The organism is Actinokineospora diospyrosa (genome assembly GCF_024171925.1).
In the GTDB taxonomy this organism is placed as follows: domain Bacteria; phylum Actinomycetota; class Actinomycetes; order Mycobacteriales; family Pseudonocardiaceae; genus Actinokineospora; species Actinokineospora diospyrosa.
Map to the genome: position 1 here is coordinate 592,454 of NZ_JAMTCO010000001.1, position 24,575 is coordinate 617,028.

Genomic DNA, 24,575 nt, shown 5'->3' on the forward strand with positions numbered 1-24,575 from the left:
GAGGCGGCACCATGCCGAAGAAGTACGGGGCCAACGAGCAGGCCACGCTGATAGCCCTCATGCTCGCCAACGAGGAGATCACCAACACCGAGCTCAAGGCGCGGCACGGCGTGACGCTCGACAGGGCCGGTCGCGAGCGGCTGAACCGGGACGGCCTGCTGGTCAGCCACACCACGAGCACCCCGTTCGTGCACCAGATCACCGCGGCGGGCATCGCCTGGTGCGAGCGGGAGATGGCGCACATCGAGCCGACCCCGAAGTCGGGTGGTCTGGCCCGGGTTGTGTTCGTGTTCGCCAGGACCGTGATCGAGCGCCTGCTCCAGCAGCACTCCATCCTCGGCTTCCTGCACCCGGCCGCACCGCGCCCGCCCGAGATGCACCTGGTCGAGCTGCGCCCGACCGAACCTCGCGCGGCCGCGCTGGAGTCGGCAGATCCGGGGCTGGCCGCGCTGGAGCCCGCCGCGCTGGAGTCGTTGATCCGCAGGGTGTACGAGGAGCTCTCGGTCAAGCCCCAGGACTGGGTCCGCCTGGCCAAGCTCCGCCCCGAGCTCAACGGCGCGGCCAAGTCCGAGGTCGACGAGGTGCTGCTGGCGATGGTGCGGGCGGGGGACACCCACCTGGCCCCCGACTCCAACCGCAAGGTCCTCACCGAAGCCGACCACGCGGCGGCTGTCCGGATCGGCGGCGAGGACAACCACCTGATGGCGGTCGATGAGTCATGAGCGAGGAACTGCGGGAGGCGCTGGCCGCGCTCCGCTTCAACTCGGCCGAGACCCCGGACGACGTCTGGCACACCTCACCGTCCCACGTGGAGGACCTGCACCTCAAAGCGCGGGACCGGATCGGGGCCAGTCTCCGCGACGCCAAGGCGAGCACCGGGCCCAGCCCGATCGGGTTGGTGTTGCAGGGCCGCAAGGGTGTCGGCAAGACGCACCTGCTCGGCTCGGTCCGGAACATGGTGCAAGCGGTGGACGGCTACTTCTTCCTGGTCGAGCTCAACACGGGCACGACGTTCTGGGACGACGTGGCGAGTGCGATGCGCTCCGAGCTGCACCGGGGAGACGACGGCGGCCAGACGCAGATCAATCGGTTCCTCCGGCAGGCCTGCGCGGTGGCCGAGGTCCCCGCCGAGGTGGCGAGCGCGGTCCTCGGGGACGCGCCGCTGAACCCGGGACACCTCAAGGACTTCGTCGCGTGCCTGCGCAAGGTGGACCCCAGGATCGCGGTCGAGTGCGGTGACACGATCCGCGCGCTGGTGCTCTACGCCTCGGAGCACGCTGACGTCGGCTGGGCGTACCTGACCGGGTCGGCCAGCGGCGAGTTCGGCAACTGGGGATTGCCGACCCCGAACACCGCGGCCCGGCAGTTGGTGCGGGACATCTCTCGCGTCCTCGCGCTCACCGGTCCGTGCGTGGTCGCCATCGACCAACTGGACACGCTGGTCAACATGGCCCAGGACGTCACCGGTGAGCGGGTGACCGACGCCGAGCTCGGCCTGCAGCTCGCCCTGCTCGCCGACGGGATGATGCAGCTGCGGGAGACGACGCGGCGCACTCTGTCCATTGTGGCGTGCCTGCCCAACACCTGGAAGATGCTGCACTCGGTCGCGAGCGACTCGTTCGGCGACCGGTTCACCGAGATCCCGATCCTGGGGGCCATCAACGACCCGCGCATCGGGCGGGTGTTCGTCCAGCGTTGGCTGGGGGTGGTCTACCAGGGGGTCGGGTTCACCCCGCCGCACCCGACGTGGCCGGTCGCGCCCAGCGCGTTCGGCGACGAGTCCTGGGGCGCCTACACCCCCAGGCAACTGCTGATGCGCGTCCACGCGCACGCCGAGTCGTGCCTGCACGGTGAGATCCGGGAACTGGCCGACTTCGACGAGAAGCATCGGGCGGCGGTGGTCGAGCAGGTGGTCCCCACCCTCGATTACTTCACCGAGCTCGACGCGCAGTACGAGCGGCTGCGCCGCGAGGCCGACATCTCCGCGGCCGCGCTGAAGCAGCACAACGAGGACGCCCTGATGCCAGAACTGCTCCACGCGGGACTGCAGTCGTGGATCATCGAGTTCGGCAACGACGACATGCGGTGGTCGAGCGAGATCCTGCCCGGTGGTGACGAGGTCCACGCCACCCTGCACCGGATCACCGACGAGCAGCTCGACGTCACGCAGCGCTGGTCGTTCCGGTTGATCGCCAGCGGTCACGGCAACGGGGTGCTCAAGCGCCTGCGTTCCGCCCGGTCGGCGGCCGGGGTTCAGCAAGGGGTGGCCAACCGGTTCCTGGTGATGCTCGGCAACGGGACGCAGGGGTGGGCCGGGGCCGTCACCAGGCACGAGGTCGCCGCCATCGTCGGCGTGGGCGGCAAGCGGATCGAGATCACCGACGACGACCTGCGCACGTTCAGCGCGCTCAGGTCGATGCTGCCCCAGCGGTCTCACCGGCTGCTGACCTGGTTGGTCGCGCGCAAACCCGCGAGCACCAACACGTTCCTGCGGGAGATCCTGCCCACCTCGACCAAGCCCCCCGCAGGTCACCAGGAGACCCGGCCCCCGCCCGCCGGGCAGCGACCACCACGACCAGAGGAGATCGCGCTCGGTACGGGCGGCGAGATCCTGATCGAGCTGGAGTCGTTGCGCAAGCACGTGATGATCATCGCGGGCAGCGGGAGCGGGAAGACCGTGCTGCTGCGGCGCATCGTCGAGGAGTGCGCGCTGCGCGGGGTGTCGGCCATCGTGCTCGACCCCAACAACGACCTGGCGCGGTTCGGCGACGCCTGGCCGGATGCCCCCGATGGCTGGAACCCGGGGGACGCCGACACCGCTGCGGACTACCTCGCCAACACCGAGGTCGTGGTGTGGACCCCGGGCCGGGAGAGCGGTCGTCCGCTCGGCTTCCACCCGCTGCCGGACTTCGCCGAGGTCAGCGCGGACACCGACGAGTTCGCCGCGGCGCTGGAGGCCGCGGTGGCGCGGTTGGTGTCGCGCGCCAAGGTCGACGGGCGGACCAAATCCGCCGAGCGCGGGAAAGCGGTGCTGCGCGAGGCCTTGCGGCACTACGCGCGCACCGGCAAACGCGACCTGGCCGACTTCGTCGAACTGCTCGCCGAACTGCCCGAGGGCGTCAGCAAACTGAGGACCGGCGCGGCGACCGCGGCCGACCTGGCCGAGACGCTGCGGGCCGCGATGGTGAACGACCCGCTGCTCGGCGGCGCGGGTGCGCCGACCGACCCCGGGATGCTGCTGACCCCGTCCCCGGGCTACCGGGCACGGCTGTCGGTGATCAGCTTCATCGGCTTGCCGTCCGAGGAGCAGCGGCAGGGCTTCGTCAGCCAGCTCCAGCTGGAGATCTTCGCCTGGCTCAAGCGCAACCCCGCCGGGGACCGGCCGCTCGGCGGGCTCCTGGTGATGGACGAGGCGCAGACGATCGCCCCGTCGGGGAGCACCACGGCCAGCACGCAGAGCACCATCCTGCTCGCTTCCCAGGCGCGCAAGTACGGTCTGGGCCTCGTGCTGGCCACCCAGGCGCCCAAGGGCGTGCACAACCAGGTCACCGGCAACGCCACGACCCAGTTCCTCGGCAGGCTGAACAACGCGACGCAGATCGCCGCGGCGAACGAGATCGCCAGGGCGAAGGGCAGTGCCGTCGCCGACATCGCCAAGCTGGACAGGGGCGAGTTCTACGTGACCGGGGACGGGATCGGGCTCCGCCGGATGCGGACACCGCTGTGCTTGAGTCACCACCCACCGAGCCCGCTGCGGCTGGAGGAGGTGCTCGACCGCGCTCGGGACCCCGACGACAACGGCAACCCCGACGGCAACGGCAACGGCAACGACGACAGCGACGGCAACGAGGAGGAGTGACCCGCGAACGGGACGTGCCCCGCACCTGTGAGGTGCGGGGCACGTCCCGTTCGCGGTCTCAGCGCGCGGACGTGGCGGTGAGCACCGCGTTGACCCGCTTCCAGAGCACGGCGAACAGCTCGTCCTTGCGGTAGACCCGCGTCTCGGAGCCACCGCCGAGCAGCGACAGGTCCCGCAGCTCGAGCAGGGCGCCTGCCTTTGCGTCGTACACCGGGCGGGCCCAACCGTTGCTGCACGCGCTGCCCGCGTCGTGCCTGCCGACGACGAAGTTCACCGTCTCGTCGCCGCCGATGCCGCCCCGCTGGATGTCCAGGGCGTACACGGTGTCGCCCGCCTGCTCCACCCGGACGGCGATCCGGGCGTCACCGATGTGCACGGTGCCGGTGAACCGGCTCGCGTCCAGGCCGGGCATGGCGGCCGCGAACTGCTCGCCCAGGTAGCGCAGGACTGTGTCCTGCTCGGCGTAGCGGCTGAAGGACACCGGGGTCCCCGAGACCTCGGCACGCGCCTTGGTCCGGCTGACGACGTCGGCGACCAGTGCCCGACCGATGCCCGAGGTCTCGGCGAGCTCGACCCTGGTGGCCAGCGAGTCGACGAACCGCTCCGGCCTGCTGGCCTCGGCGCGCAGGTAGGTCACGTGCGGGTGGATCAGGTCGGCCGGCACGGAGACGTCGCCGACCAGAGCGGGCAGGACGTGCTCGTCGCCCGCCTTGACCGCGCGCAGGGCGGCCTCGGTGAACGCGTCGATCGTGGACACCAGGGGCACGAAGTACCTGATCCGCGCCTTGGGCAGGTCCCCGCCTTCCTTGCTCGCCCACCAGTCGTGGGTGTGCTCGGGTCCGTGCAGCACGATCAGGCCGCGCTGTTCGCACGCCCGCACCAGCTCGTCAGCGGTGTTGCTCTGCTCGTCGGCGAAGGAGATGGCGAGGTCGTAGTCCTGTTCGGCACTCGCCGCGGCCGGACCGTCCTGGCTGTCGTACGTGGTGCCGTCGTGGCTGGTTGGGGCGTGGCTGGTTGGGTCGTTCACTCGATCTCCTCGGTGCTCGCCCGCCTCCGGCGGGCCGTTGGGTGGACGGGCGCAGCATCGGGGAAGGTCGTCGACCAGCCGTGGATGATTCGTGGATGCCCTGGTGGACCGTTGCCCACCGGTCTGGGCAACGGGCAACACCTTGTTGGCAGTGGGCGCGGCGCTGAATCCTGGTGATGGGGATCGGGACTTCCGAAAACCACATCCCACACCTTTCGCCAGGAGGATTCGCCATGTCCAAAACCATGTCCACTTTCGCCGCCTCGCTGTGCGCGATCCCGGTCGCGCTGGTCTTCGCGGTGGGCGCGTCGGTCACCGCGGGCTCGACCAGCCTGTCCGACGAGGAGCCGAAGAACCCGCCGACCACAACGACTACGGTCACCACCGAGGGCAACCCCTGGCACGGCTGAGCGCTACCGGCGAATTGCCCACCGGATTTCGTCGGAAAGCCGGTGGGCAATTGCGCCCAACATGACACGAGTGCTGTACTCAAGTCGGCCGAAATGGGAGGAACAGTGGCTGAGCCCTTTGCCGAACAGTTGCGGCAACACCGCGCCGCGGCCGAGTTGTCGATCGGCGCGCTGGCCAAGCGGGTCAACTACAGCAAGGGGTACCTGAGCAGGGTCGAGCGGGGGCTCAGGGCGCCGAACGAGACCCTCGCCAAACTCTGCGACGCCGCCCTCGGCGCGGGCGGGGAGTTGATCGCGGCCGCTCGCGCCGACCGCGACCAGCGCGCCGAGACCCTTGCCCTGGACCGCAGGCAGGTGCTGACCGCGGGCACGGTCCTCGGCCTGGCGCTCATGGGCGGTCCCCGGCCTGCGCTCGACGACCGGGTCATCGACGGCATGCGGACCTCCTTCGAGCACCTGCGGGTCCTCGGCGCGCAGGCGAGCCCGGTGATGGTGCTGGAGCCCCTCGTCGCCCACGTGCGCACCGTGCACGCACTCGCCGCCGAGAACCCCGAGCCGACGAGGGCGAGTCTGCTGCTGCTCGCGGGGCGGATGGCCGAGTACACGGGCTGGATGTACCAGGAGTCGGGGGACGACCAGAGCGCGCTGTGGTGGACCAGGCACGCCGCTGAGTTGGCCCGTGCCGGTGGCGACCAGGAGATAGCGAGTTACGCGCTGGTCCGTGAGGCGGGTCTGGCCCTCTACCGCCACGACCCGATCCGCACGATCGACCTGGCTCGGCAGGCCCAACACATCGGCACGCCCAGCAGGCGCACGCTCGCCATGGCCGCGCGCCGGGAGGCACAGGGGCACGCCCTCGCGGGCGACCTCGGCGCCTACGAACGCGCGTCGGACCGAGCCGCCGCGCTGATCCAGGCGGCCACCGCGGACGATCGGGCGTACCCGGTTCTCGGTACGACCGCGCCGGAACCGGTGGAGCTGGCCAGGGGGTGGTCGCTGTGCGACCTCGGCAGAGCGGCCGAGTCCGCTGCCGTGCTCGACCGGGCGATGGTGCTGGTACCGGCTGCGTCCCGCCGCTCGCGCGCCCGCTTCGGGGTGCGCCGCTCCCTCGCCCACGCCTTGTCGGGGGAGGTGGACCAGAGCTGCGTGACTTTGTTCGAGGTCCTCGACGACGCGGCGCACGTCGACTCGGCGACCGTGCGCATGGACCTGCGGGAGGTGGCGAGGACGCTGAGCCGCTGGCGCAACCACCGCGCGGTCCGGGAGGTCTACCCCGACCTGAGCCGCGTCCTGCACCAGGTCTGAGGTACCGGGATGGACCCCGGCGGATCGCGGTGCGCGCTCATCGCGATCCGCTCGGCCGGTGGCAGGGGCAGTCGAGTGTGTCCCGTTGTGCTCGGACGACCGCGGCTTCCGGCTGTCCGAGCGCGGCGAACCCGGCTTCGGCCATCGTCCACTGCGCCGAGGCTTCTTCGTGCTTGCCCGCGGCGTGCAGAACGCGGGCGAGACCGTAGTGGGCGCGCGCCTGGTGGATCCGGTCGCCGTCGCCTCCGACGAGGTCCAGTGCGGCCTCGTAAGCGGCGTGGGCTTCGGCGATCTCGCCCATGGCCAGCGCGGTCTCGCCCCGGTCGCAGCGGAGCTGGGCGTGCAGGTCGGCGTCGATGGTCCGCTCGGCGACGGCCCGCGCCCGAACTTGGTGGTGCACGGCCTCAGCGAACCTGCCCTGCACGCGGTGCACGTTGCCGATGTAGTTCAACGCATAGGCCTGCGTGCAGGTGTCCCCGGCTTCCAGCGCGCTCTCGTAGGCCTCGACGTGGTTGTCCAGCGCTTCCTCGGCCAGGCCGAGCTGCAGCTGGACCGAGCCCAGGTTGTTCAGCGCGTGCGCCAGACCCTGCGCGTGGTTGACCGCGTGCAGCAGGGGCACCGCGGCCTCGTTCTGCCGCAGGGCCAGGTCGAGCTCGCCGCGCAGCTGGCTGAAGTGGCCTAGCATGCTCAACGCGTGCCCCTGACCGCGCAGGTCGGCGCATTGCTCGTACTTGGTCAACGCGCTGGTGAAGTACTCGACCGCCAGGTTGTGCTCACCGAGTTCCGCGACCGGGATCGCCAGCGCGCAGAGCGTCGCCGCCTCGCCGGGGGCATCACCGAGCCGTCGCCAGCGGGGCAACGCCTGCTCGGCGAGCGCCCGTGCCTCGGTCAGCCTGCCGAGCCGGTTGTACGCGGTGGCCATCCGGAGCAACACATGCGCCTGACCGTAGTAGTCCGGTTCGCCGAACACGATCTCCTTCGCCCGGCCCATGGTCGAGATCCAGTCCTCGATCTGGCTCGTGGTGTGGAAGTAGCGCCACATGAGCACGGCCATCCGCCAAGCGTGTCCCGACTTGCCGTTGTCTGCGGCGTGACCGATGGCGGCGACCAGGTTGCCCTGCTCGTCCTCGACCCAGCGCAGTGCGTCGCGCGGATCGGTGAAGGTGAGCGCGGCGGCGCAGTCGCGGTGCGCGGTCGGCTGGAGGTGCCGGTCGAACGGGTAGGCCGCGCTGACGGCCGAGGTCAGCGAGACGAGGTAGAAGTCGAGCAGCCGCAGCAGGGCGGCCTCCGCCTCGGTGGGGGTGACGGGGGAGTGCTCGGCGGCGGCGAATTCCTTGAGCGGGTCGAGCATCTGGTACCGCTCGGTGGTGACTTCCTCGATCAGGCAGACCTCGTGCAGGTAGTCCAACGCGGTGCGGGCGGTCGCCACGTCGCAACCCGCCAGCGCGGCGGCACCCTTCACGTCCAGTTCCGGCCCCGGAAGGTGCCCGAACAGCCGGAACATGCGCTGCCGTGCTGGGTCGAGCAGCTGGTACGACATCCGCAGCGCGGCCGCGAGGTCGTCACCGTCGTTGCTCCACGGGCCGCTCTCCTCGAGCAGGTCGAGCAGGTGGTGCAACGGCCAACTGATGTGCCTGCGGAACAGCGCGGCGACGACGAGTATCGACATCGGCAGGTGGCCGCAGCGCCTGACCACGGCGGCGAGTTCGTCGGGGTCGCCGGGCAGGCGCTGCGATCCGACCAGCGCGCGGAAGAGTTCGACAGCCGCGCCCGCGGGCAGCGGGGCCAGCCGGATGTGTTCGCCGGCGTCCACCCCGCCCATCCGCCTGCTGGTCACGATGGCGAAGCAGCCGGGCGCCTGGGGCAGCAGGGGCTGGACGTGCTCGGCCGACTCCGCGTTGTCCAGCACGACGAGCCGCTTGGTGTTGTGCAGCATCGACTGGTAAAGCGAGTACTTCCGCCCTGCGGTGGCGGGCACCCGCTCGGCGGGCATTCCCATCTCCACCAGCAGTTGGGCCAACGCGTCCTCGGTCGTCGTCGTGCGCACGTTCGGCGTGTGCCCGTTGAGCCGCACCAGCAGCTGCCCCTGCGGGAAGCGGTTGCGCATCCGGTGCGCGGCCTCGATGGCCAGACCGCTCTTGCCGACGCCCGGTGCACCGCTCAACCAGAACACGCCGCGGTCCGCCGCTGCTGCGGCCTCGATCGCCGCCAACTCGTACTCGCGGCCGGTGAAGCTCCTCGAGCGCGGCGGCAGCGAGCTGACCGGTTCGCCCTGCTCCGTGAGGGCGGCGAGGTTGCGCAGCACCGGGCCCGGGAGTTGGTCGATCTCCGCGAGGGCGGCTTCGGTCTCGGTGAAGACCCGCCACGCGGCCAGGTGGTCGTCGTCGGCGAGTAGCGCCCGCATCAGCAGTGCGGCGTAGCGCTCCCGGACCGGGTCCATCCGCACCGCATCGCGCAACCGGTCCCGCGCTGACCTGTGGTCGCCCGCGTCGAGCTCCAGTTGAGCCAGATCGCCGACCGCGTCATGGAAGGCGTCCTCGGAGAAGACGACGTCAGGCCCGCCGACCCGGTCGATGTCGATGTCCTCGAGGAACCGACCGCGCCGCAGGGCGACCGCCTCGCGCAAGAAGCCGATCGCCTCGGCGCGATCGGTGGTGCCCCGCGCGGCCTCGCGCAACCGGTAGAACCTGGTCGTGTCGACCTGGTCATCGGCGACCCGCAACGCGTACCCGGTCGGGGTCTTCTCGATATCGACGTCGTCGGCGTCGCGGAAAGCCGTGCGCAGCTTGCTGATGTAGCCGCGCACCAGGTTGACCCGCTCCGGGAGGCTGGGCCAGATGATCTCTGTCAGCCGTTCGGGGGACAGTGGCCGGTTGGCGTGCAGCAGTAGCACCACGAGGAAGAACCGCTGCTGCTGGTCACCCAGGTGCACCGGCCTGCCCTCGTGCCACGCCTCGAACGGGCCGAACATCCGAAAGTCCACTCAGCGCCTCCACGCGTGCGAGATTGTTCTCTGCCGAACACATCGCGCAATCGGCCGTCCGGGTATCGGGGCGTCAGCATTTCGTCCACTTCTGGTCGACACCGGCCGGAGACGATCACACCACCGGGACGGAGGAGAGCGGATGCGCACCGAGGTGTTGCCGTGCTATGTGGTCTGTGACCTGTCGTCGTCGATGGCCGACCACGTCGGAGAGTTGAACCTGGGCTTGCGGGAGTTTCGCGCCGCGGTGTGCGCCGACGCCCCCGCCGCGGCACGAACGCGGGTCGGGGTCGTCGGGTTCGCGGGCATTCCGCGGTTGCTGCATCCGTTGCGCCCCATAACGGAGCTCCCGGAGCTGACCGTGCCCCGCCCCAGGGTGGGCACGAACTTCGGACTCACGTTCACGTTCCTGCGCGAGACCATCGAGCGCGATGTGCGGGCGTTGAAAGCCGACCAATCCCTTGTGCGCAGGCCAGTGGTGTTCTTCGCCTCGGACGGCAGGCCGACGGACCCGACGACGTGGCCCAAGGCCTACGACGCGCTCGCCGACCCGAGGTGGCCGACCCGTCCACGGGTGGTCGCCTACGGCATCGGGGTCGCCGACCGGCGGACGCTCGGCCGAATCGGTGTGTCCGGTGTGTTCCTCGGCCAGGACGGCATCCCCGTCGCGACGGCCCTGGGCGTGTCGGTCACGCGGCAGGCCACGCCCGAGCACGTCTGAGGCATCCACCATCTGTCCACTTCCGGTCCACACGGCAGGCGCAAGCTGCGCGGGGCGAGAGCGGTCCACGAGGGAGACGAAAATGATCGGTCATGTGAACCTGGTTCGCGAACTGAAGTCGCTGCGCAAGGGCCGGGGCGTGCTCGCGAGCGGTCTCGAGGACCGGGTGGGTCCCGCGCTGCGCGCGGCCTGCGAGATCGTCACCGGTGACGACAAGCCGGTGATCCGGCGCAAGGTGGTGGCCCGGCTGACTGAGCTGGCCTGCCGACTGCCTGACGACCTCGCCGAGGTCGCACGCGTCGCCTTCGCACTGAAGACGGAGGCGCGGCACGCGCTCTACCAGGACCGCGTCTCCTGGGCGGCGAACGAGGACAACTGCGACACCCGCACGATCCGCCGCCGCGTGGACGAGGCGATCGATCACCTCGCCGAGCTGGCGGAGATCGCTCTCGTTTCCGCTCCGCAGGCCGAGTGGCACGCCACTGAACTGCACGTTGTGCTGTCCCTGGACGGTCCACGACCCGAGTTGCTGGAACTGCACCGCGTCACCGCTGCCGAGGACGGCTTGGTCGAGCTCGACTTCACGACCACGTGCCAGACCCAGGAGCCACGTGTTCTCTACGGTGGCACCCTTCTCGCGGACAACCGCCTGCGTCTACCCGCGCCGGTTCCCAGAGGCATTTCGCACACTTTCGCGGTCCGCGGGCAGCTCGCCGCCGCACCTTCCGCCTTGGTTCTCGTGCCTGCTCACCCATACGCGGTACTGGACCTGCGCGTGCGATTCGCTCAATCCGCTGTTCCCGGCGAAGCGCGGGCGATCCGTGGGCTCTCCCGAGACGGTTCGGGGGCATTCAGCACGACACCACTGCGGATCGACGAGGCGGGGGAGATCCACCTCCGCTTCACCAACCTCACCGCAGCTCTGCCGCACGGCGTGCAGTGGGCAGACTAGCCCGCTGGTCGCCAGGACAGTTACCTGCACTCAGTGGCGCGTCGCTGTGTTCTTCTTCCCGGGTGGCGCCCGGGGACCGCGTCGTGACAGCCTCCCCAGGCGGCAACAACCGTGCCTGGAAGGCAGATCGGGAGCAGCACCGTCCACCACAAGTCCAAGGTCGACGCGACAAGCGCACTCCAGATGCACCCTCGTGCAACAGCTTCGTGGCGGGCACCCTGATCGGTTATGCCGTAGGCCGGGCTGCTGGAACTCCCACCGCCCAAGTATCTCCTTGGCTGGCATGATGGTCAGATGAACGCGAAAATGATCGCTCTGGTCCAGGGGTATCTGCATTCTTGGAGTGAAGGCTGCGATGTGGTCACCGGGGTTGTCCGATGACGACGGTTCGGGTGGTTGGGGTGGCTGATCTTGATGTTGTTGTTGAGTTGATCGCTGAGCACGCGGAGTATGAGCGGGCTGCTCCGCCCGCGGCGGGGTTGGGGGAGCGGTTGGGGGGATTGTTGTTTGGGCCGTTGGCTCGGCTTCGGTGCTTTGTTGCGGAGACTGACCAGGGGGTTGTGGGGTATGCGACCTGTGTGGCTGAGGTGTCTACGTGGGATGGTGGGGAGTACTTGCACATGGACTGCCTGTACCTTCGGCCCGGAGCTCGAGGGCGGGGTGTTGGTCAGCTCTTGTTCGAGGCGGTGCGGGAGCAGGCGAAGGTGTTGGGGTTGAAGGAGATCCAGTGGCAGACGCCGGGGTGGAATGAGGGGGCTGTTCGTTTTTACGGCAGGCTGGGGGCTACCGCGGTGGAGAAGGTTCGGTTCACTTTGTCTGGGTGACGTAGGCGGCGCGGGAGGGGGCGCCTTGTTTGCGGAGGATGTTGGCCACGTGGTCCTCCACCGTGCGGCGGGAGAGGAAGAGGGTTTGGGCGATCTCCCGGTTCGTGCGACCGTCGGCTAGGAGGCGGGCTATTTCGGATTCTCGGGGGGACAGGGACTGGCCGTAGCCGCGGCGGCCGCGGGTGGAGCGGAGGGGGGTGCCTGCTTGGCGGGCTTGGTGGCGGCAGCGGGCGGCGGCGATTACGGCGCCGAGTTCTTCGTAGGTCTTGGCGAGATCTAGGAACGAGTGTGGTGCGCCTAGGAGTGCGGCGCGTTCGGTGAGTGTTGCGGCCAGGTAGGGGAGGCCGAGGCTCTGGTGTTCGGTCGCGGCGGCCGTGTACAGGGCAGCGGCGTCTTGGGCGGTGGCCGCGGCCAGGTGGGCTCGGGCGGTGGCGAGGGCCGCGCGTAAGTACGGGCTGTCGAGGGTCGTAATGCCGGTTGTGGTTTGGGCTATGAGCCTGCGGGCGTCGTCTAGGCGGTTGGCGGCGGTGTAGGCGAGGACGGCTGTGGGGACTAGGTCGCCTGCCCAGGCCCAGACCCGTTGGTGGCGAAGGAGAGCGACGCCCGCGTCGGCTTGGGTTCGGGCTGCGCGGGTGTCTCCTCGGTCCAGGGCCAGAGTGGTCATCGCGGCGATGGCGGAGAGGGCTACCGGGGCGACGGCGGATTCCGGGTCGGCGATTCCTGTTTCGCGCAAGCACTTCTCGGCGCGCGCGGTGTCACCTGTCGCGATCGCCAGCCAGCCCTGGACCAAGCGCATCTCGCCCGCGACCGGCAGTGAGCCCGCGTTGGCCTCCGCGATCGCCTCCGCGCGCTCGTCGAGTCCGGCCCAGCGCCCGCTCAGCCAGTCGAGCCGGACCTCCGTGCCTAGGCCGGTACTGCGCACGTACGGCGCCGACTCGACCCCGCGCAGCCCGTCGGCGATCAGGGCTCTGGCGTGCTCGTAGTGGCCGAGCCACGCGCAAACGTCGGCGAGGTTGCACCGCGCGCGGCCCAATTGGCTCAGGTGTTCGAGGTCGTGCGGGTCGACCGCCGACGGCAGGAGGTCTTCCAGGTCCGCGGCGCTGGCGTCGCCGAGGGTCAGCCGTGATTGCAGCGTGCTGGCCAGCAGCGCGGTGCGCGCCGGGCCCTGTGGCATCGCCGCGATGCGGTCGAACACCAGTCCTTGCCAGCGGCGGCACTCCTCGACCGTCCGGTTGCCCAGGTAGGGCATGCCGAAGATCGCGACCCCGCGCAGGCTCCACGCCTCGGCGACCCCCGGGGTGCGCACCGCTGTCCGGATCTTGATGTCGGCGCGCGGCAGGTCGCCCGGCGCGCGCATGAGCAGCAGACCCAGGCCGATCGCGACCTCGGCGCGCACCCGCTCGGGCAGCCGCTGGTCGGTGAACAGCCGTTCCAGCACCGGGATCACCTCGCGGTGGCCGCTGCCGCGCAGTCCGTGTCCACACAGGATCGTCACCAGCCTGGCCAGGTCGGCCGCGGGCAGCGCGGGCTCGGCGACCAGCTCGGTCAGCCAGCCCAGGGCCGTGTCGTCGCGACCGGCGGCCATCGCCTCTTCCGCCGCGCGCACGCCGTGGCGCACCCACTCCCGCACCGCGCCCGCTCCCCGCGCGTGCGTCGCCAACTGGTGTGCGGGCCAGTCTTGACCGAGCACCGCCAACGCCCGTTCGTGCAACCGCTGCCGCTCGCTGCCCGGCAACGACTCGTACACCGCCTGGCCCGCCAGCGGGTACCGGAACCCCACGCTCGAGCCCGTTTCGACCAGCACCGCGCGGCGCAGCAACCGGCCGATCTCGTCACCGTCCACTCCGGCCACCGAGCACAGCACCGACGCGGGTACCGGCAGCCGCAACACCGCGGCCGCGCGCACCGCCGCGGCCGCCGGGCCGCTGAGCCCCCGCACCTGGTCGGCCATCTCCTCGCGCACCGACCACGGCACCGGGATCCGGGCGAGCACCCGCTCGGCCGCGTCGTCGTCGGCCCGCCTGAGCGTGCCGGGATCGCGCACCGCGCCGACGAGTTCGGTCACCGCGAACGGCAACCCCGCTGTGCGCCGCCACAGCGCGTTCACCACGGCGTCCGACACCTCGCCGACGACCTCCGCCGCGAGACGGCCGACCCCGTCGCGCCCCAGCGGCTCCACCACGACTGTCGTGCGGGTCATGCGCCCAGCGCGCGTCCCGAGTGGACCGCCCGCTCCAACCTGCTCCGGTCGGTAGGTGAGCACCAAGGTGAGTGCCGCGGGCGGGTTGTTGACCATCGCGCGCAGGACCCGCAGGCTCCACTTGTCCGCCCACTGGGCGTCTTCGACCACCAGTGTCACGCGGCCCATGGCGCCGATCACCTCTCGGAAGCCCGCGGCCGCCGCGGGTGCCGAAGCGTCCGATAAGGACGGTGGAAGTCTGTCGGCGAGTTCGGGCAGCAGGGCCCGGATCGCGCCTGCGGCGGGGCTGAGCCTGCCGAGCTTGCGCGGATAGGCGCTCAACAGGTCCACCACCACGCCGAACGGCGTCTGGTGCCGCGACGGGTCGCACCGGCGGGCGGCGACCCAGTGCTCGATCCCCTGCCGTCGAACGAGTTCGGTGACCAGCATGCTCTTGCCGACCCCCGCGATCCCCTCGACCAGCACCAGCGACGGCGGCCACTTCGCGGCCTCGGTCATCGCGGCGAGTTCGCGGTCCCTGGCCACCAGCGCCGTCGTGGCGGGGCGGACCCAGACGCCGGGCGCGCCGCACTCCGTTCCGCGATCGGCCTGGTAGCCCATGTGCCGGAGCATACCGACACCGAATGGCCGCCGGTACCCATCCTTTCCCACCACCACAACGATCTCCGCGCACGGCGAACGGGCGGTGCGGCCGGGGATCGCCCGGCCGCACCGCCTTCCTCCGCTACCCTGCCGAGGCTCAGGTCACGGTGAGCGTGAACTCGGTTTGACCGGTCTTGCCCGCCGTGTCGGTCGCCGTGATGACGACCTTGTAGGTGCCGGGTTGGAACGGCGCGAACAGCGACATCTGGCTGCTGCCGCCCGGGTTGACGCTGAAGGGGAAGAACATCGGGGCGAAGCTCAGGCCGGTGGCCGACAGCTTGCTGGCGCCGGTCCCGCCCGCCACCGTGATCGTTGCCTTGACGCTGCCGCCCCGGCTCACCGTCGCCGAGGACGGTGTCGCGGTCGGCTTGGGACCGTCGGTGGAGCCGCCGTCCCCGACGGTGAGCGTGTAGACCGCGGTCTTGGTCCCGCTGGTTCCCTTGGCTGTCACCGTGATCGGGTAGCTGCCCTTGGCCGCGCTCGCCGCGACGTCGAAGGTGACCTTCGCCGACTGCCCGGAGTTCACCGACTCCGGCTGGAACTTCACCGCGACACCGGAAGGCTGCCCGTTCGCCGACAGGTCCAACCGCTCCGGCTGGTCACCGGCCGTGGTCGCGACGGTCGCCGAGATGTACTTGCCCGGGTCCACGCGCCCCGACGACGGGGTGAGCGCCACGGTGAACTTGCCGTCGCTCGGGGGAGTGCCGCCGATCTCCGACCTCGCCCAGTCGCCCATCTCGTTGGTCAGCCGCGCCATGATGCTGTAGCGGTCGCACCCGCTCGAACCCCACGACACCACCCCGACGATCACGCCGTCGACGGTGAACGGGCCGCCGCTGTCACCGGTGCAGGTGCCGGTGCGGCCGTCGTTGTACCCGATGCACACCATCAGGTCCGGGTTGACCCGGGTGTTGAACACCTGGCAGTTGTTGGCGTCGTTCACCGGCAGCGCCGTCTTGTAGAGCACGCCGGACCCGCCGTTGGCCGAGGTCCGCCCGTAGCCGACCGCGGTGCCGTTCTTGCCCGGCTGGGTCAGCGCGGAGTCACCGGAACCGGCCACCTTCGCCCACTGGCTCTCGGGCACCGGCAGGTCGTCCTCGGTCGTCACGACCGCGACGTCGTAGCCGGTCTGCCAACCGCCGGTGCCGCTGTACTTCGGGTGCGCCTTGAACGAGAGCAGCTTCGTGCGGAAGGTCTCGTCCCCGGTGGTGTTCAGGTCGTCGTCGCCGTAGAGGTAGTGCTTCGCCCCGGTCGCGTCGATCATGCAGTGCGCGGCGGTGATGATCTTCCGCTTGCCCACCACCGACGCGGTGCAGGACTGGCCCTGCGGTCCGCCGCCACCGGCGCGCATCCCCGCGATGACGAACGGGTTCTCCCGCACGGTGGTCCGCTGCCCGTTGACGACCTGGGCGCTACCGCCCTCCACCCGCAGCTGGTCGGTCGGGGTCGCCGCGACGGCGGGCTGCTCCGCCGACGCCGCGTTCGCGACCGGCACGGCCACCGCGGCCAACACCACCGCTGCGGCGAGCACAAGCTTGTGCTTTCTCACTTCGATGTCCTTCGGTTGCAGGGAATCGAACGGTCGGGGCCCGGTGACCGGACCACCGGCGGGGACATCCGCGGTGGCCAAGGGGACTATCGGGTCCGGCCGCGGGCGAAACAACCGTGGAAATCGTGGGTAGCGCTAGCGGTCCCGGCGGCGGCGGCCGAGGACGCTGGACAGGGCGCGCAGGATGGCCGGGCGTTCGGCGGGCCTGGTCCCGCGCAGTGCGGCGCGGACGATCAGGTACCGGGTGAGACAAGTTGAGACAACGGAGACCGCTGCCCCTGAGCTGACCAGCTCAACCACGCCCATCAGCACCCCTTCCTCCGGTGAGTTGATCGTGGTTCACTCGTAGAGAGAATCGCTAGAGCGTGCGACAGGTTCTGACAAACTCGGACAGGGGAGGGCCGGTGCCTATTCGCAGGCCGGTGGTGGCCGACCCCGCGTTGGCCGCCCTGCTCGCCGAGTTGCGCCTCGTGCACGTCGCCGCGGGGGAGCCGACGGTGCGGGACCTGGCTGTGCGCAGTGGCGGTCGGATCAGCCGGGACACCGTGCACCGGGTGCTCGCCGCAGACCGGGTGCCGCGGTGGCGCAACCTCGAGCTGGTTGTGCTCGCGCTCGGCGGTGACGTCGACCGGTTCCACGAGCTGTGGGTGGCCGCGCGGGCCGCCGAGGTGGAGCAGCGGTGATCACATTCGGTGAGCCGCCCGGCGAAGCGGGGAAGGCCCTCTTCGCGGCGCTGCGGGAGCTGTACCTGGCCGCGGGCGCGCCGACCGTGCGCGCCATCGCCGAGCGGACCGAGCTCAGCCGCGACACCGTGCACCGCGCACTCACAGCGGACAGGGTTCCCAGGTGGTCGACACTGCAGGACGTCGTCACAGCGCTGGATGGCGATGTTGAGCAGTTTCGACAGCTGTGGGCCACCGCGATGGGAACGGCTTCTTCGCCCGTCGGGTCGGGCGAGTCCACTCCATCGCACCAGCCCGACACCGGTGCGATCCGAGTGGCGTTGGTCGACGATCACCCGGTCATGGTGGATGGCCTGCAGACAATGTTGGGGGCTGCGGGCTTCGACATCGTGGGTACCGCCCTTGACGGGCATGCCGCGGTGGCCATGGTGCTGGCCACCCAACCGGATGTCGTCCTCATGGACGTGGTCATGCCGAATGGGAACGGCATCGATGCCACTGCGGAGATCGTTGCCCGCCTGCCGGACGCCCGGGTTCTCATGTTCACCATGGACTCCCGCGAGGAGACCTTTAGGGCCGCGGTTCGCGCGGGGGCCCGAGGATTCCTCTTCAAGGACACGCGGGTCGCGGAGCTCAGTGAGGTGATTCGCGCCATCTCGGCTGGCCAGACTCACTGGGGGCATCCTGCCGCGCCGCGGCTATTGGACGAACCGAAGCACGGCTTCACCGAGCGTGAGCTGACAGTTCTGGAGCTCATCTGCGGCGGGCTGTCCAGGACCGGCATCGCGGACGAGTTGGGGATCAGCGTGCGCACCGTTGACTCGCATTACGCCGCCATCGCGAACAAGATCGGGACGCGGAACCGGGTGCGGATGGCGCTCTACGCCATCGAGCACGGGCTCGTCGCCCCGCCGGTCAAGCACTCCGGCAACGACTCCGGCCGGTGAATCGGGTGTGCCCGCGTGGATTTCACGCTGATCGCACGGGCTCTCTGCTTCGGGACGTCGGAGGCCTGGTCGGGGCGTGAATCCGGCCGCACTCCGCGTCGCCATGCGGTCACCGGGACCGGGGCCGCGTACCGTCAAAGGGGACAAGAGGTGGTGGCCCAGGCGCGACACCGGTCGGGTGGATCCCGGCGGTGCCCGGCCGCCGCCCGGTTCGATCGAGTTGGCCGAGGACGGCCGCGGCGGGCGATCCCGAGCGCACCCGAACCCCCAGCTCACCCGGCCATGGCGGCCGCCCCCAGTACGCCACCCCGAAGGCAGGACATGACCACGATCACACCCACCATCGACGAACCCCGCCCGACGGCCAAACCGGTCCTCGGTGCCCCGGCGGGCCGCGCGGAACTGGTGACCATCCGGCTCTTCCTGATCATCCCGTTCCTCGCGCTGCTCGCCGTCGTCCCCGCGGTGTGGGGGTGGGGGATCGGCTGGGCCGACGTCGCCGTCGGTGCCGGGTTCTACGTCGTGTCCGCGCTGGGCATCACCGTGGGTTACCACCGCTACTTCACCCACGGCGCGTTCAAGGCCAACCGCGCGCTGCGGGTGGCCCTCGCGGTGGCCGGTGGGCTGGCCGCGCAGGGCTCGGTGATCACCTGGGTGGCCGACCACCGCCGCCACCACGCGTTCTCCGACCGCGAGGGCGACCCGCACTCGCCGTGGCTGTTCGGCACCTCGGCCGCCGCGCTGGCCAAGGGCTTCTGGCACGCGCACATGGGTTGGCTGTTCGGCACCGACCGCACCAACGTCGACCGCTTCGCCCCCGACCTGGCCGCCGACGCCGACATCCGCGCGGTCGACCGGCTGTTCCCGCTGTGGGTCCTGATCAGCGTCGGCATGCCCGGTGTGCTGGTCGCGCTGATCACCTGGTCGTGGTGGGGGCTGCTGACCGGGTTCCTGTGGGCCGGGTTGGCCAGGGTCGCCTTCCTGCACCACATCACCTGGTCGGTCAACTCCATCTGCCACATGGTCGGTGACCGCCCGTTCGCCAGCCGGGACAAGTCGGCCAACTTCTGGCCGCTGGCGATCCTGTCCATGGGCGAGTCGTGGCACAACCTGCACCACGCGGACCCGACCTCGGCGCGCCACGGTGTGCGCCGCGGGCAGCTCGACATCTCCGCCCGGGTGATCTGGATCTTCGAGAAGTTCGGCTGGGCGCGCAACGTGCGGTGGCCGGACGAGCGCCGGTTGGCCCGGTTGACGGTCGCCCCGACGGAGTAGCGGTCGGGCGCAGCGCACCCCGGACCCCCTCCCCGGGGTGCGCAATGGACGGTCAAGAACTGTCGGTGCCCCTCGATAGGGTGATCGAGAAGTTCACGGAGAGGGGAACCCCAGTTGATGTCCGCCACGACCTACCTCGAGCTGTCCGAGACCGGGGGCGGTGCGCACAAGTTCTACGAGGTGCGCGTCGAGGACACCGAGGTCACCATCACCTACGGGCGGATCGGGGAGCAGGGCCAGGTCAGGACCGCGTCCTTCGCCGACCACGCCAAGGCGCTCAAGGCGGCGGAGAAGAAGGTCGGCGAGAAGGTCCGCAAGGGCTACGCGGCGGCGGTCAAGGGCGAGCGCCAGCGCAGGCCGGTCAGCAGGCGCGAGATCGTCAGCACCCGTTCCACCGCGCGGCAGGCCCCGGTGCTCTGGCGCTTCGCCTCCGGCGCACCGGCGTTCGGGATCTTCATCGGTGAGGACCGCGCCTGGGTCGGCAACGAGAACGGCGACGTCTACACGCTGACCCACGACGGTCGCGTCACCGGCCGCTTCGGCCTGCCGGACTCGGTCAAGTGCATCGTCGCCGACGACTTCTGGGTCTACGCCGGGTGCGACGACGGCAACGTCTACGACCTGGGCGCCAAGGTGCCGCGCGTGGCCTACGAGATCGCGGGCGACGTTGACATCTACTGGCTCGACATCCACGACGGCGTCCTCGGGGTGTCCGATCGCCACGGTGGCGTCACGGTCGTCGACCACGAGGACGAGTTCCAGTGGTCGCGCCCCAGCACCGGCGACAGCGCCTGGATGGTCCGCAACGCCGCCGAGGGCGTGTTCCACGGCGACTCCAGCGGCGTCACGCACTACTCGACCCGCGGCGACCGCGTCTGGCACACCGACACCTCCGGCAGCGTGCTGTTCGGTTGGCAGGAGCGCACCGAGGTCTTCGCGGGCACCAGCCGCGGCTGGGTGCACCGCTTCGCCAAGTCCGACGGCCGGGAGAAAGCCGCTTACCGCTGCGACGCCGCCGTGTTCTCGTGCGCCACGTCGCCGGATGGGGAGTTCGTCTTCGCGGGCGACAACCAGTCCTCTGTGTACTGCTTCGCCGCGGACGGCACGCGCCTGTGGAAACTGGGCACCGGCTGCGGTTCGGCGTACTCCATGCAGTACCGCGACGAGCGGCTGTACCTGGTGACCACCGATGGCTCACTGGCCTGTGTGGACGCCAGCCCGGCCGCGGTGCACGCCGCCGAGCAGGGGCAGCTGCCCACCCGCCAGGACATCAAGGCGGGCAGCCTCGACCGGGTCGAGGCCACCGCCGAGGTCGAGGTCATCACCCACAGCACCCCGGCCGACGGCGTCGTCGTCGAGTGCGTCCAGCACAACGGCCGGGTCCGGGTGCACGTCGTCTCCGAGGGCTACGACTCGTCCTGGCTCGTGCAGTTCCCCAAGAACATCCGCGTCCCCGGTGCCCGCTACGTGGTCTCGGAGGTCCTCACCTCGGCGAGCGGGGCGTTCTACCGCGCCCGGGGCGAGATCAAGCGCATCCGGTAGTCGGTTCGGGTGCACTGGGGCCGATCGGCCCCAGTGCACCGTTCCAGCATTCGGAAACCACAACCCGGTGGCCGTGAGTGTGACGCGCCCCGGTGGGTGTCGGCGCGTTCGCGAGGGGCGGTGCCGCCGCCGAGGAGCGCCGGGCTATGTGGACGGGGACTTCGCGAGCTCTCGGCCGCCGGGGCGCTGACCTCGGGATCGGCGCCGATCTCCCGGATCAGCCGCCACCCGGGCCGGACCGGGATCTGCCCCGGGGCGTGGTCGTCGAGCGGACATCCCGCCGGTGGTTGGCTGCTGCCGGGTCCGCGGACCACGATTCACCCCATCGGCCTAGGTCGCGCCCGGTTCGGTCCACTCGGGATTGTCTACTGTAGACGGTCCAACTCTGGGCCGTTCGGGTGTTTCCCCGGTGCCGCGTGGCCCGGGTCGCCGCCGTGGAGCATGATGGGGCGCCGGTTGTGGCTCCCAGCGTTGTTGACGAGGTGTTGGTGGACGGCGTCGAGATCGATGTGTCGGTGACCGAGCGGGCCGCGGTGGTGCGGGTCGTGGGTGACGTCGCGGCCGTGGACGTGGCCGGGGTGCGCGAGCGGCTGCTGGCGGCGTGCGCGCTCGCCCCGGAGCCCAGGGTCGTGGTGCTCGACCTGACCCGGGTCGCGCTGCTGTCGGCGCACGGGGCGCGGGTGGTGACCCGGTTCGTCGGGGCGTGCGCGCGCGGGCAGGTGCGGGTGTGCCTGGTGGTGGCGGTCGACGGGATCGCGCACCGGGTGCTGCGCATCGCCGGGGTGAGCGAGCGGGTGCCGACGTTCCCGAGCGTGGCCAAGGCCGAGGAGGTGATCGAGCGCTCGCTCGCCGCGCTCAGTCGTCCTTGACCTGCTCGTCCGGCTTGGCCTGCTCATCCGGCTTGACGTAGGTCGGGTGCAGGTGCACCGGCTGGCTCCGCTTGGCCTTGGCGCGCAGGTTGAGGAACTCGACGAAGATCGAGAAGGCGATCGGCCCGTACACGTAGCCCTTGGGGATGTGCTGGTCGAACCCCTCCGCGATCAGGCTCCCGCCGATGAGCAGCAGGAACGACAGCGCCAGCATCTTCACCGTCGGGTGCCGGTTGACGAACTCGCTGATCGCCCGCGCCGACACCAGCATGATGATCATCGCGACCACCACCGCGGCCACCATGATCCCCAGTTCGTCCACCATGCCGACCGCGGTGATCACCGAGTCCAGTGAGAACACCACGTCCAGCACCAGGATCTGCGCGATCACCGAGGCGAACGAGGCGGCCCGCCGCTGGGTCTTGTGCTCGGCGCCCTCGAGTTGCTCGTGGATCTCGAAGGTCGCCTTGCCGAGCAGGAACAGCCCGCCGAGCAGCAGGATCAGGTCGCGCCCCGAGATCTCCTGGCCGAGCGCGGTGAACAGCGGCGCGGTCAGGCCGACCACCCAGGACAGCGACGCGAGCAGCAGCAGCCGGGTGATCAGCGCCAGCGACAGGCCGACGACCCTGGCGCGCTGCTGCTGGTGGGCGGGCAGCCGCCCGGCCAGGATCGAGATGAACACGATGTTGTCGATCCCGAGCACGACCTCCAACAGCAGCAGCGTGCCGAAGGCGATCCAGAGTTCGGGGCTGAGCATCCAGTCCATGCGCTGAATCGTCCTCCCGCGCGGCGATCGGGGTACGGCGCGCGCACCCGATCGGCCGGTGTTCCATTCGTCCGGTTTAGTGCAAGCTACCCGATTAGGTGACCCCGTGCGTGGCTCGTCACGGTGGGTGTCGCGCTCCGGACTACTGGGCGACCACCACCTCGGGTCGGGGCGCCGGGCGCCGGGCCCAGACCTGGCGGAGGTGGGCGATGCCGGCGGCGACCGCGATGAGGACGGCCGCGGTGGCGAACGTGAGGTGCAGGGCCGTCGCGATCGTGGTGGGTGCGGCGGTGGTGATGGCCGAGGTGCCCGCGGCCAGGGTGAACACCGCGCCCATGGCGGAGGTGCCGAGGATGAGGCCGATCTGGCGCGACAGCGCGAGCATCCCGGAGACCGCGCCCCGGCTGGTCGCGGGCGCGGTCGTCATGACGGCGGTGCTGTTGGCGGCCTGGAACTGGGCGAAGCTGGCGGTGATCAGCATGATCGGCCCGAGGTAGCCGGGGATCCCGAGGCTCGCGGGCAGCGCGGCCATCGCCACGCACCCCACGGCCATCCCGCCCAGGCCCAGGACCGTCGTGCGGTGGGTGCCGAGCGCGTCGACGACCCGGCCCGCGGGCAGACCGCTGAGCGCCGCCACGACCGGACCCGCGGCCAGCACGATCCCGATCAACGCGGCGTCGAGGCCGAGCGCGCCGGAGAGGTAGAACGGGCCGACGACCAGGGTGGACATCAGCACGGTCGTCGCGATGGAGCTGATGGCGAGGTTCGCGACGAGCTTGCGGTCGCGCAGGACCGCGGTGGTGAGCTTGGTCCGCGGCGCCCTCGGCGAGTCCGGCAGGTGGCGGCGGGCGAGGACGTACGCGACGACCCCCAGCGCGGTGCTGACGAGGAAGATCGACCGCCAACTCAGGGTGGCGATCAGCAGCCCGCCCAGCGGCGGCCCGAGCGCGGTGCCCACGGCCGACACCGTCCCCAGCAGACCCATGGCGGTGCCGATCCGCTCCCTGGGCACGGCCTCGCTGACGAACGCCATCGACAGCGCCATCATGATCGCCGCGCCCGCGCCCTGCCCGACCCGCGCGGCCACCAGCAGCCACAGCGTCGGCGCCGCCGCGCACGCCGCGGACAGGGCGGTGAACAGCGCGATCCCGACGAGGAACAGCCTGCCGCGGCCGGTGGTGTCCCCGAGGTACCCGGCGACGACGGTCAGCGCCGTGATCGCGATCAGGTAGCCGAGCACGACCCACTGCACCTCGGCGAAAGTGGCGTTGAACACCTGGGCGAGGGCGGGGGCGGCCACGCTGGCGACGCTGGTGCCCAACGACGGCAACAGGATGGTCAGGGAGAGGGCGGCCAACGCCCAGCGCTTCGTCATGCGGGCCAGCGTGCGCCCGGTCGGCAAATTTCACCTAAGTCTCTTGCCGCTATGGCAAACTGGAGCCATGGTTACCGACGACGACGCGGTGCTGGCCGCCGTGGGGCCCCGGTTGCGGGCGCTGCGCAAGAGCCGGGGCACCACGCTGACCCAGCTGGCCGAGACCACCGGCATCTCCGTCAGCACCCTGTCGCGGCTGGAGTCCGGCGAGCGCAGGCCCAACCTGGAGCTGCTGCTCCCGCTCGCCCGCGCCTACCAGGTCCCGCTCGACGACCTCGTCGGCGCGCCCCCGGTCGGCGACCCGAGGGTGCGGCTCAAGCCGATCAAGCACGCCGACGCGGTGATCGTGCCGCTGACCCAGCACCCGGGCGGGCTGCAGGCGTTCAAGATGGTCATCCCGGCCACCCGCAGCGCCCCCGACCCGCGCACCCACTCCGGCTACGAGTGGCTCTACGTCCTCAGCGGCACCCTGCGCCTGGTCCTCGCCGAGCACGACATCCTCGTCAAGACCGGCGAGGCGGCCGAGTTCGACACCCGCCTGCCGCACTGGTTCGGCTCGACCGGCGCCGCGCCGGTGGAGATCCTCAGCCTGTTCGGCCCGCAGGGCGAACGCATGCACGTGCGCGCCAAGCCCCGCGGCGAGTGA

At 70.6% G+C, this 24,575-nt stretch carries 20 protein-coding genes; 13 read left to right on the top strand and 7 right to left on the bottom strand.

Features of this window, described 5'->3' with window-relative positions:
• Positions 1-11 precede the first annotated feature (11 nt).
• Both LV75_RS02345 and LV75_RS02350 read left to right on the top strand, forming a co-directional pair.
• On the top strand, positions 12-722 hold the full coding sequence (locus LV75_RS02345; protein ID WP_253884909.1) for a hypothetical protein: 711 nt from the start codon (positions 12-14) through the stop codon (positions 720-722).
• Positions 719-3,859 carry an ATP-binding protein gene (locus tag LV75_RS02350; protein WP_253884910.1) on the top strand — a complete coding sequence of 1,047 codons (3,141 nt, stop codon included), beginning with the start codon at positions 719-721 and terminating at the stop codon, positions 3,857-3,859. The genes LV75_RS02345 and LV75_RS02350 overlap by 4 nt, the downstream gene beginning before the upstream one ends.
• Before the next feature lie 58 nt (positions 3,860-3,917).
• Here LV75_RS02350 and LV75_RS02355 read toward each other — a convergent pair whose 3' ends face one another.
• Positions 3,918-4,886, bottom strand: a complete 969-nt coding sequence (locus LV75_RS02355; protein ID WP_253884911.1) for a hypothetical protein — start codon at positions 4,884-4,886, stop codon at positions 3,918-3,920.
• A 233-nt stretch (positions 4,887-5,119) separates the two neighbouring features.
• Here LV75_RS02355 and LV75_RS02360 point away from each other — a divergent pair, with 233 nt between their 5' ends.
• The gene (locus LV75_RS02360) at positions 5,120-5,296 is read left to right on the top strand and encodes a hypothetical protein (RefSeq protein ID WP_253884912.1); all 177 of its coding nucleotides are present in this window, start codon (positions 5,120-5,122) and stop codon (positions 5,294-5,296) included.
• 105 nt (positions 5,297-5,401) lie between these two features.
• Positions 5,402-6,601 (top strand): helix-turn-helix transcriptional regulator, encoded by a 1,200-nt coding sequence (locus LV75_RS02365; RefSeq protein ID WP_253884913.1) that lies wholly within the window; start codon positions 5,402-5,404, stop codon positions 6,599-6,601.
• Between the two features lie 37 nt (positions 6,602-6,638).
• On the opposite strand, the gene LV75_RS02370 is transcribed toward LV75_RS02365, so the two are convergent.
• The gene (locus LV75_RS02370; protein WP_253884914.1) at positions 6,639-9,584 is read right to left on the bottom strand and encodes an AfsR/SARP family transcriptional regulator; all 2,946 of its coding nucleotides are present in this window, start codon (positions 9,582-9,584) and stop codon (positions 6,639-6,641) included.
• A gap of 142 nt (positions 9,585-9,726) precedes the next feature.
• Between LV75_RS02370 and LV75_RS02375 the strand changes: the two genes are divergently transcribed.
• The 3 genes from LV75_RS02375 (at position 9,727) to LV75_RS35785 (ending at position 12,081) form a co-directional block, all read left to right on the top strand.
• Positions 9,727-10,305: a vWA domain-containing protein gene (locus LV75_RS02375; protein ID WP_253884915.1), complete on the top strand. Its 579-nt coding sequence runs from the start codon at positions 9,727-9,729 to the stop codon at positions 10,303-10,305.
• An 82-nt stretch (positions 10,306-10,387) separates the two neighbouring features.
• Positions 10,388-11,257, top strand: a complete 870-nt coding sequence (locus LV75_RS02380) for a hypothetical protein (protein WP_253884916.1) — start codon at positions 10,388-10,390, stop codon at positions 11,255-11,257.
• Positions 11,258-11,634: 377 nt separating this feature from the next.
• Positions 11,635-12,081: a GNAT family N-acetyltransferase gene (locus LV75_RS35785; RefSeq protein WP_372504121.1), complete on the top strand. Its 447-nt coding sequence runs from the start codon at positions 11,635-11,637 to the stop codon at positions 12,079-12,081.
• Here LV75_RS35785 and LV75_RS02385 read toward each other — a convergent pair.
• From LV75_RS02385 to LV75_RS02395, 3 genes are all read right to left on the bottom strand, one after another.
• Complete coding sequence (locus LV75_RS02385; protein ID WP_253884917.1) at positions 12,065-14,881, bottom strand: AAA family ATPase; 2,817 nt, start codon at positions 14,879-14,881, stop codon at positions 12,065-12,067. The genes LV75_RS35785 and LV75_RS02385 overlap by 17 nt on opposite strands.
• A gap of 139 nt (positions 14,882-15,020) precedes the next feature.
• Positions 15,021-16,472 (bottom strand): trypsin-like serine protease, encoded by a 1,452-nt coding sequence (locus LV75_RS02390; protein ID WP_253884918.1) that lies wholly within the window; start codon positions 16,470-16,472, stop codon positions 15,021-15,023.
• 135 nt (positions 16,473-16,607) lie between these two features.
• Positions 16,608-16,778: a hypothetical protein gene (locus LV75_RS02395; RefSeq protein WP_253884919.1), complete on the bottom strand. Its 171-nt coding sequence runs from the start codon at positions 16,776-16,778 to the stop codon at positions 16,608-16,610.
• A 98-nt stretch (positions 16,779-16,876) separates the two neighbouring features.
• Between LV75_RS02395 and LV75_RS02400 the strand changes: the two genes are divergently transcribed.
• The 5 genes from LV75_RS02400 (at position 16,877) to LV75_RS02420 (ending at position 21,788) form a co-directional block, all read left to right on the top strand.
• Entirely contained in the window at positions 16,877-17,155 is a 279-nt protein-coding gene (locus LV75_RS02400; RefSeq protein WP_253884920.1) for a hypothetical protein, read from the top strand.
• Positions 17,152-18,102: a response regulator gene (locus tag LV75_RS02405; RefSeq protein ID WP_253884921.1), complete on the top strand. Its 951-nt coding sequence runs from the start codon at positions 17,152-17,154 to the stop codon at positions 18,100-18,102. Before LV75_RS02400 ends, LV75_RS02405 begins: the two co-directional genes overlap by 4 nt.
• A gap of 321 nt (positions 18,103-18,423) precedes the next feature.
• On the top strand, positions 18,424-19,377 hold the full coding sequence (locus LV75_RS02410; protein ID WP_253884922.1) for an acyl-CoA desaturase: 954 nt from the start codon (positions 18,424-18,426) through the stop codon (positions 19,375-19,377).
• 117 nt (positions 19,378-19,494) lie between these two features.
• A complete protein-coding gene (locus LV75_RS02415) occupies positions 19,495-20,919 on the top strand; it encodes a WGR domain-containing protein (RefSeq protein WP_253884923.1) in 1,425 nt (474 codons plus the stop codon).
• A 458-nt stretch (positions 20,920-21,377) separates the two neighbouring features.
• Positions 21,378-21,788: an STAS domain-containing protein gene (locus tag LV75_RS02420; RefSeq protein ID WP_253884924.1), complete on the top strand. Its 411-nt coding sequence runs from the start codon at positions 21,378-21,380 to the stop codon at positions 21,786-21,788.
• Here the strand turns inward: LV75_RS02420 and LV75_RS02425 are convergent.
• Positions 21,775-22,554 (bottom strand): TerC family protein, encoded by a 780-nt coding sequence (locus LV75_RS02425; protein ID WP_253884925.1) that lies wholly within the window; start codon positions 22,552-22,554, stop codon positions 21,775-21,777. The genes LV75_RS02420 and LV75_RS02425 overlap by 14 nt on opposite strands.
• Before the next feature lie 142 nt (positions 22,555-22,696).
• Positions 22,697-23,929 carry an MFS transporter gene (locus tag LV75_RS02430; RefSeq protein WP_253884926.1) on the bottom strand — a complete coding sequence of 411 codons (1,233 nt, stop codon included), beginning with the start codon at positions 23,927-23,929 and terminating at the stop codon, positions 22,697-22,699.
• A 67-nt stretch (positions 23,930-23,996) separates the two neighbouring features.
• Between LV75_RS02430 and LV75_RS02435 the strand changes: the two genes are divergently transcribed.
• Positions 23,997-24,575, top strand: a complete 579-nt coding sequence (locus LV75_RS02435; RefSeq protein WP_253884927.1) for a helix-turn-helix domain-containing protein — start codon at positions 23,997-23,999, stop codon at positions 24,573-24,575.

What these genes read in the sequence shown, in the direction of transcription:
- LV75_RS02345 (WP_253884909.1), top strand. Translation starts at nt 12, where the DNA reads ATGCCGAAGAAGTACGGGGCCAACGAGCAGGCCACGCTGATAGCCCTC.
- LV75_RS02350 (WP_253884910.1), top strand. Translation starts at nt 719, where the DNA reads ATGAGCGAGGAACTGCGGGAGGCGCTGGCCGCGCTCCGCTTCAACTCG.
- LV75_RS02360 (WP_253884912.1), top strand. Translation starts at nt 5,120, where the DNA reads ATGTCCAAAACCATGTCCACTTTCGCCGCCTCGCTGTGCGCGATCCCG.
- LV75_RS02375 (WP_253884915.1), top strand. Translation starts at nt 9,727, where the DNA reads ATGCGCACCGAGGTGTTGCCGTGCTATGTGGTCTGTGACCTGTCGTCG.
- LV75_RS02380 (WP_253884916.1), top strand. Translation starts at nt 10,388, where the DNA reads ATGATCGGTCATGTGAACCTGGTTCGCGAACTGAAGTCGCTGCGCAAG.
- LV75_RS35785 (WP_372504121.1), top strand. Translation starts at nt 11,635, where the DNA reads ATGACGACGGTTCGGGTGGTTGGGGTGGCTGATCTTGATGTTGTTGTT.
- LV75_RS02385 (WP_253884917.1), bottom strand. Translation starts at nt 14,881, where the DNA reads ATGGGCTACCAGGCCGATCGCGGAACGGAGTGCGGCGCGCCCGGCGTC.
- LV75_RS02395 (WP_253884919.1), bottom strand. Translation starts at nt 16,778, where the DNA reads ATGGGCGTGGTTGAGCTGGTCAGCTCAGGGGCAGCGGTCTCCGTTGTC.
- LV75_RS02410 (WP_253884922.1), top strand. Translation starts at nt 18,424, where the DNA reads ATGACCACGATCACACCCACCATCGACGAACCCCGCCCGACGGCCAAA.
- LV75_RS02415 (WP_253884923.1), top strand. Translation starts at nt 19,495, where the DNA reads ATGTCCGCCACGACCTACCTCGAGCTGTCCGAGACCGGGGGCGGTGCG.
- LV75_RS02425 (WP_253884925.1), bottom strand. Translation starts at nt 22,554, where the DNA reads ATGGACTGGATGCTCAGCCCCGAACTCTGGATCGCCTTCGGCACGCTG.
- LV75_RS02430 (WP_253884926.1), bottom strand. Translation starts at nt 23,929, where the DNA reads ATGACGAAGCGCTGGGCGTTGGCCGCCCTCTCCCTGACCATCCTGTTG.
- LV75_RS02435 (WP_253884927.1), top strand. Translation starts at nt 23,997, where the DNA reads ATGGTTACCGACGACGACGCGGTGCTGGCCGCCGTGGGGCCCCGGTTG.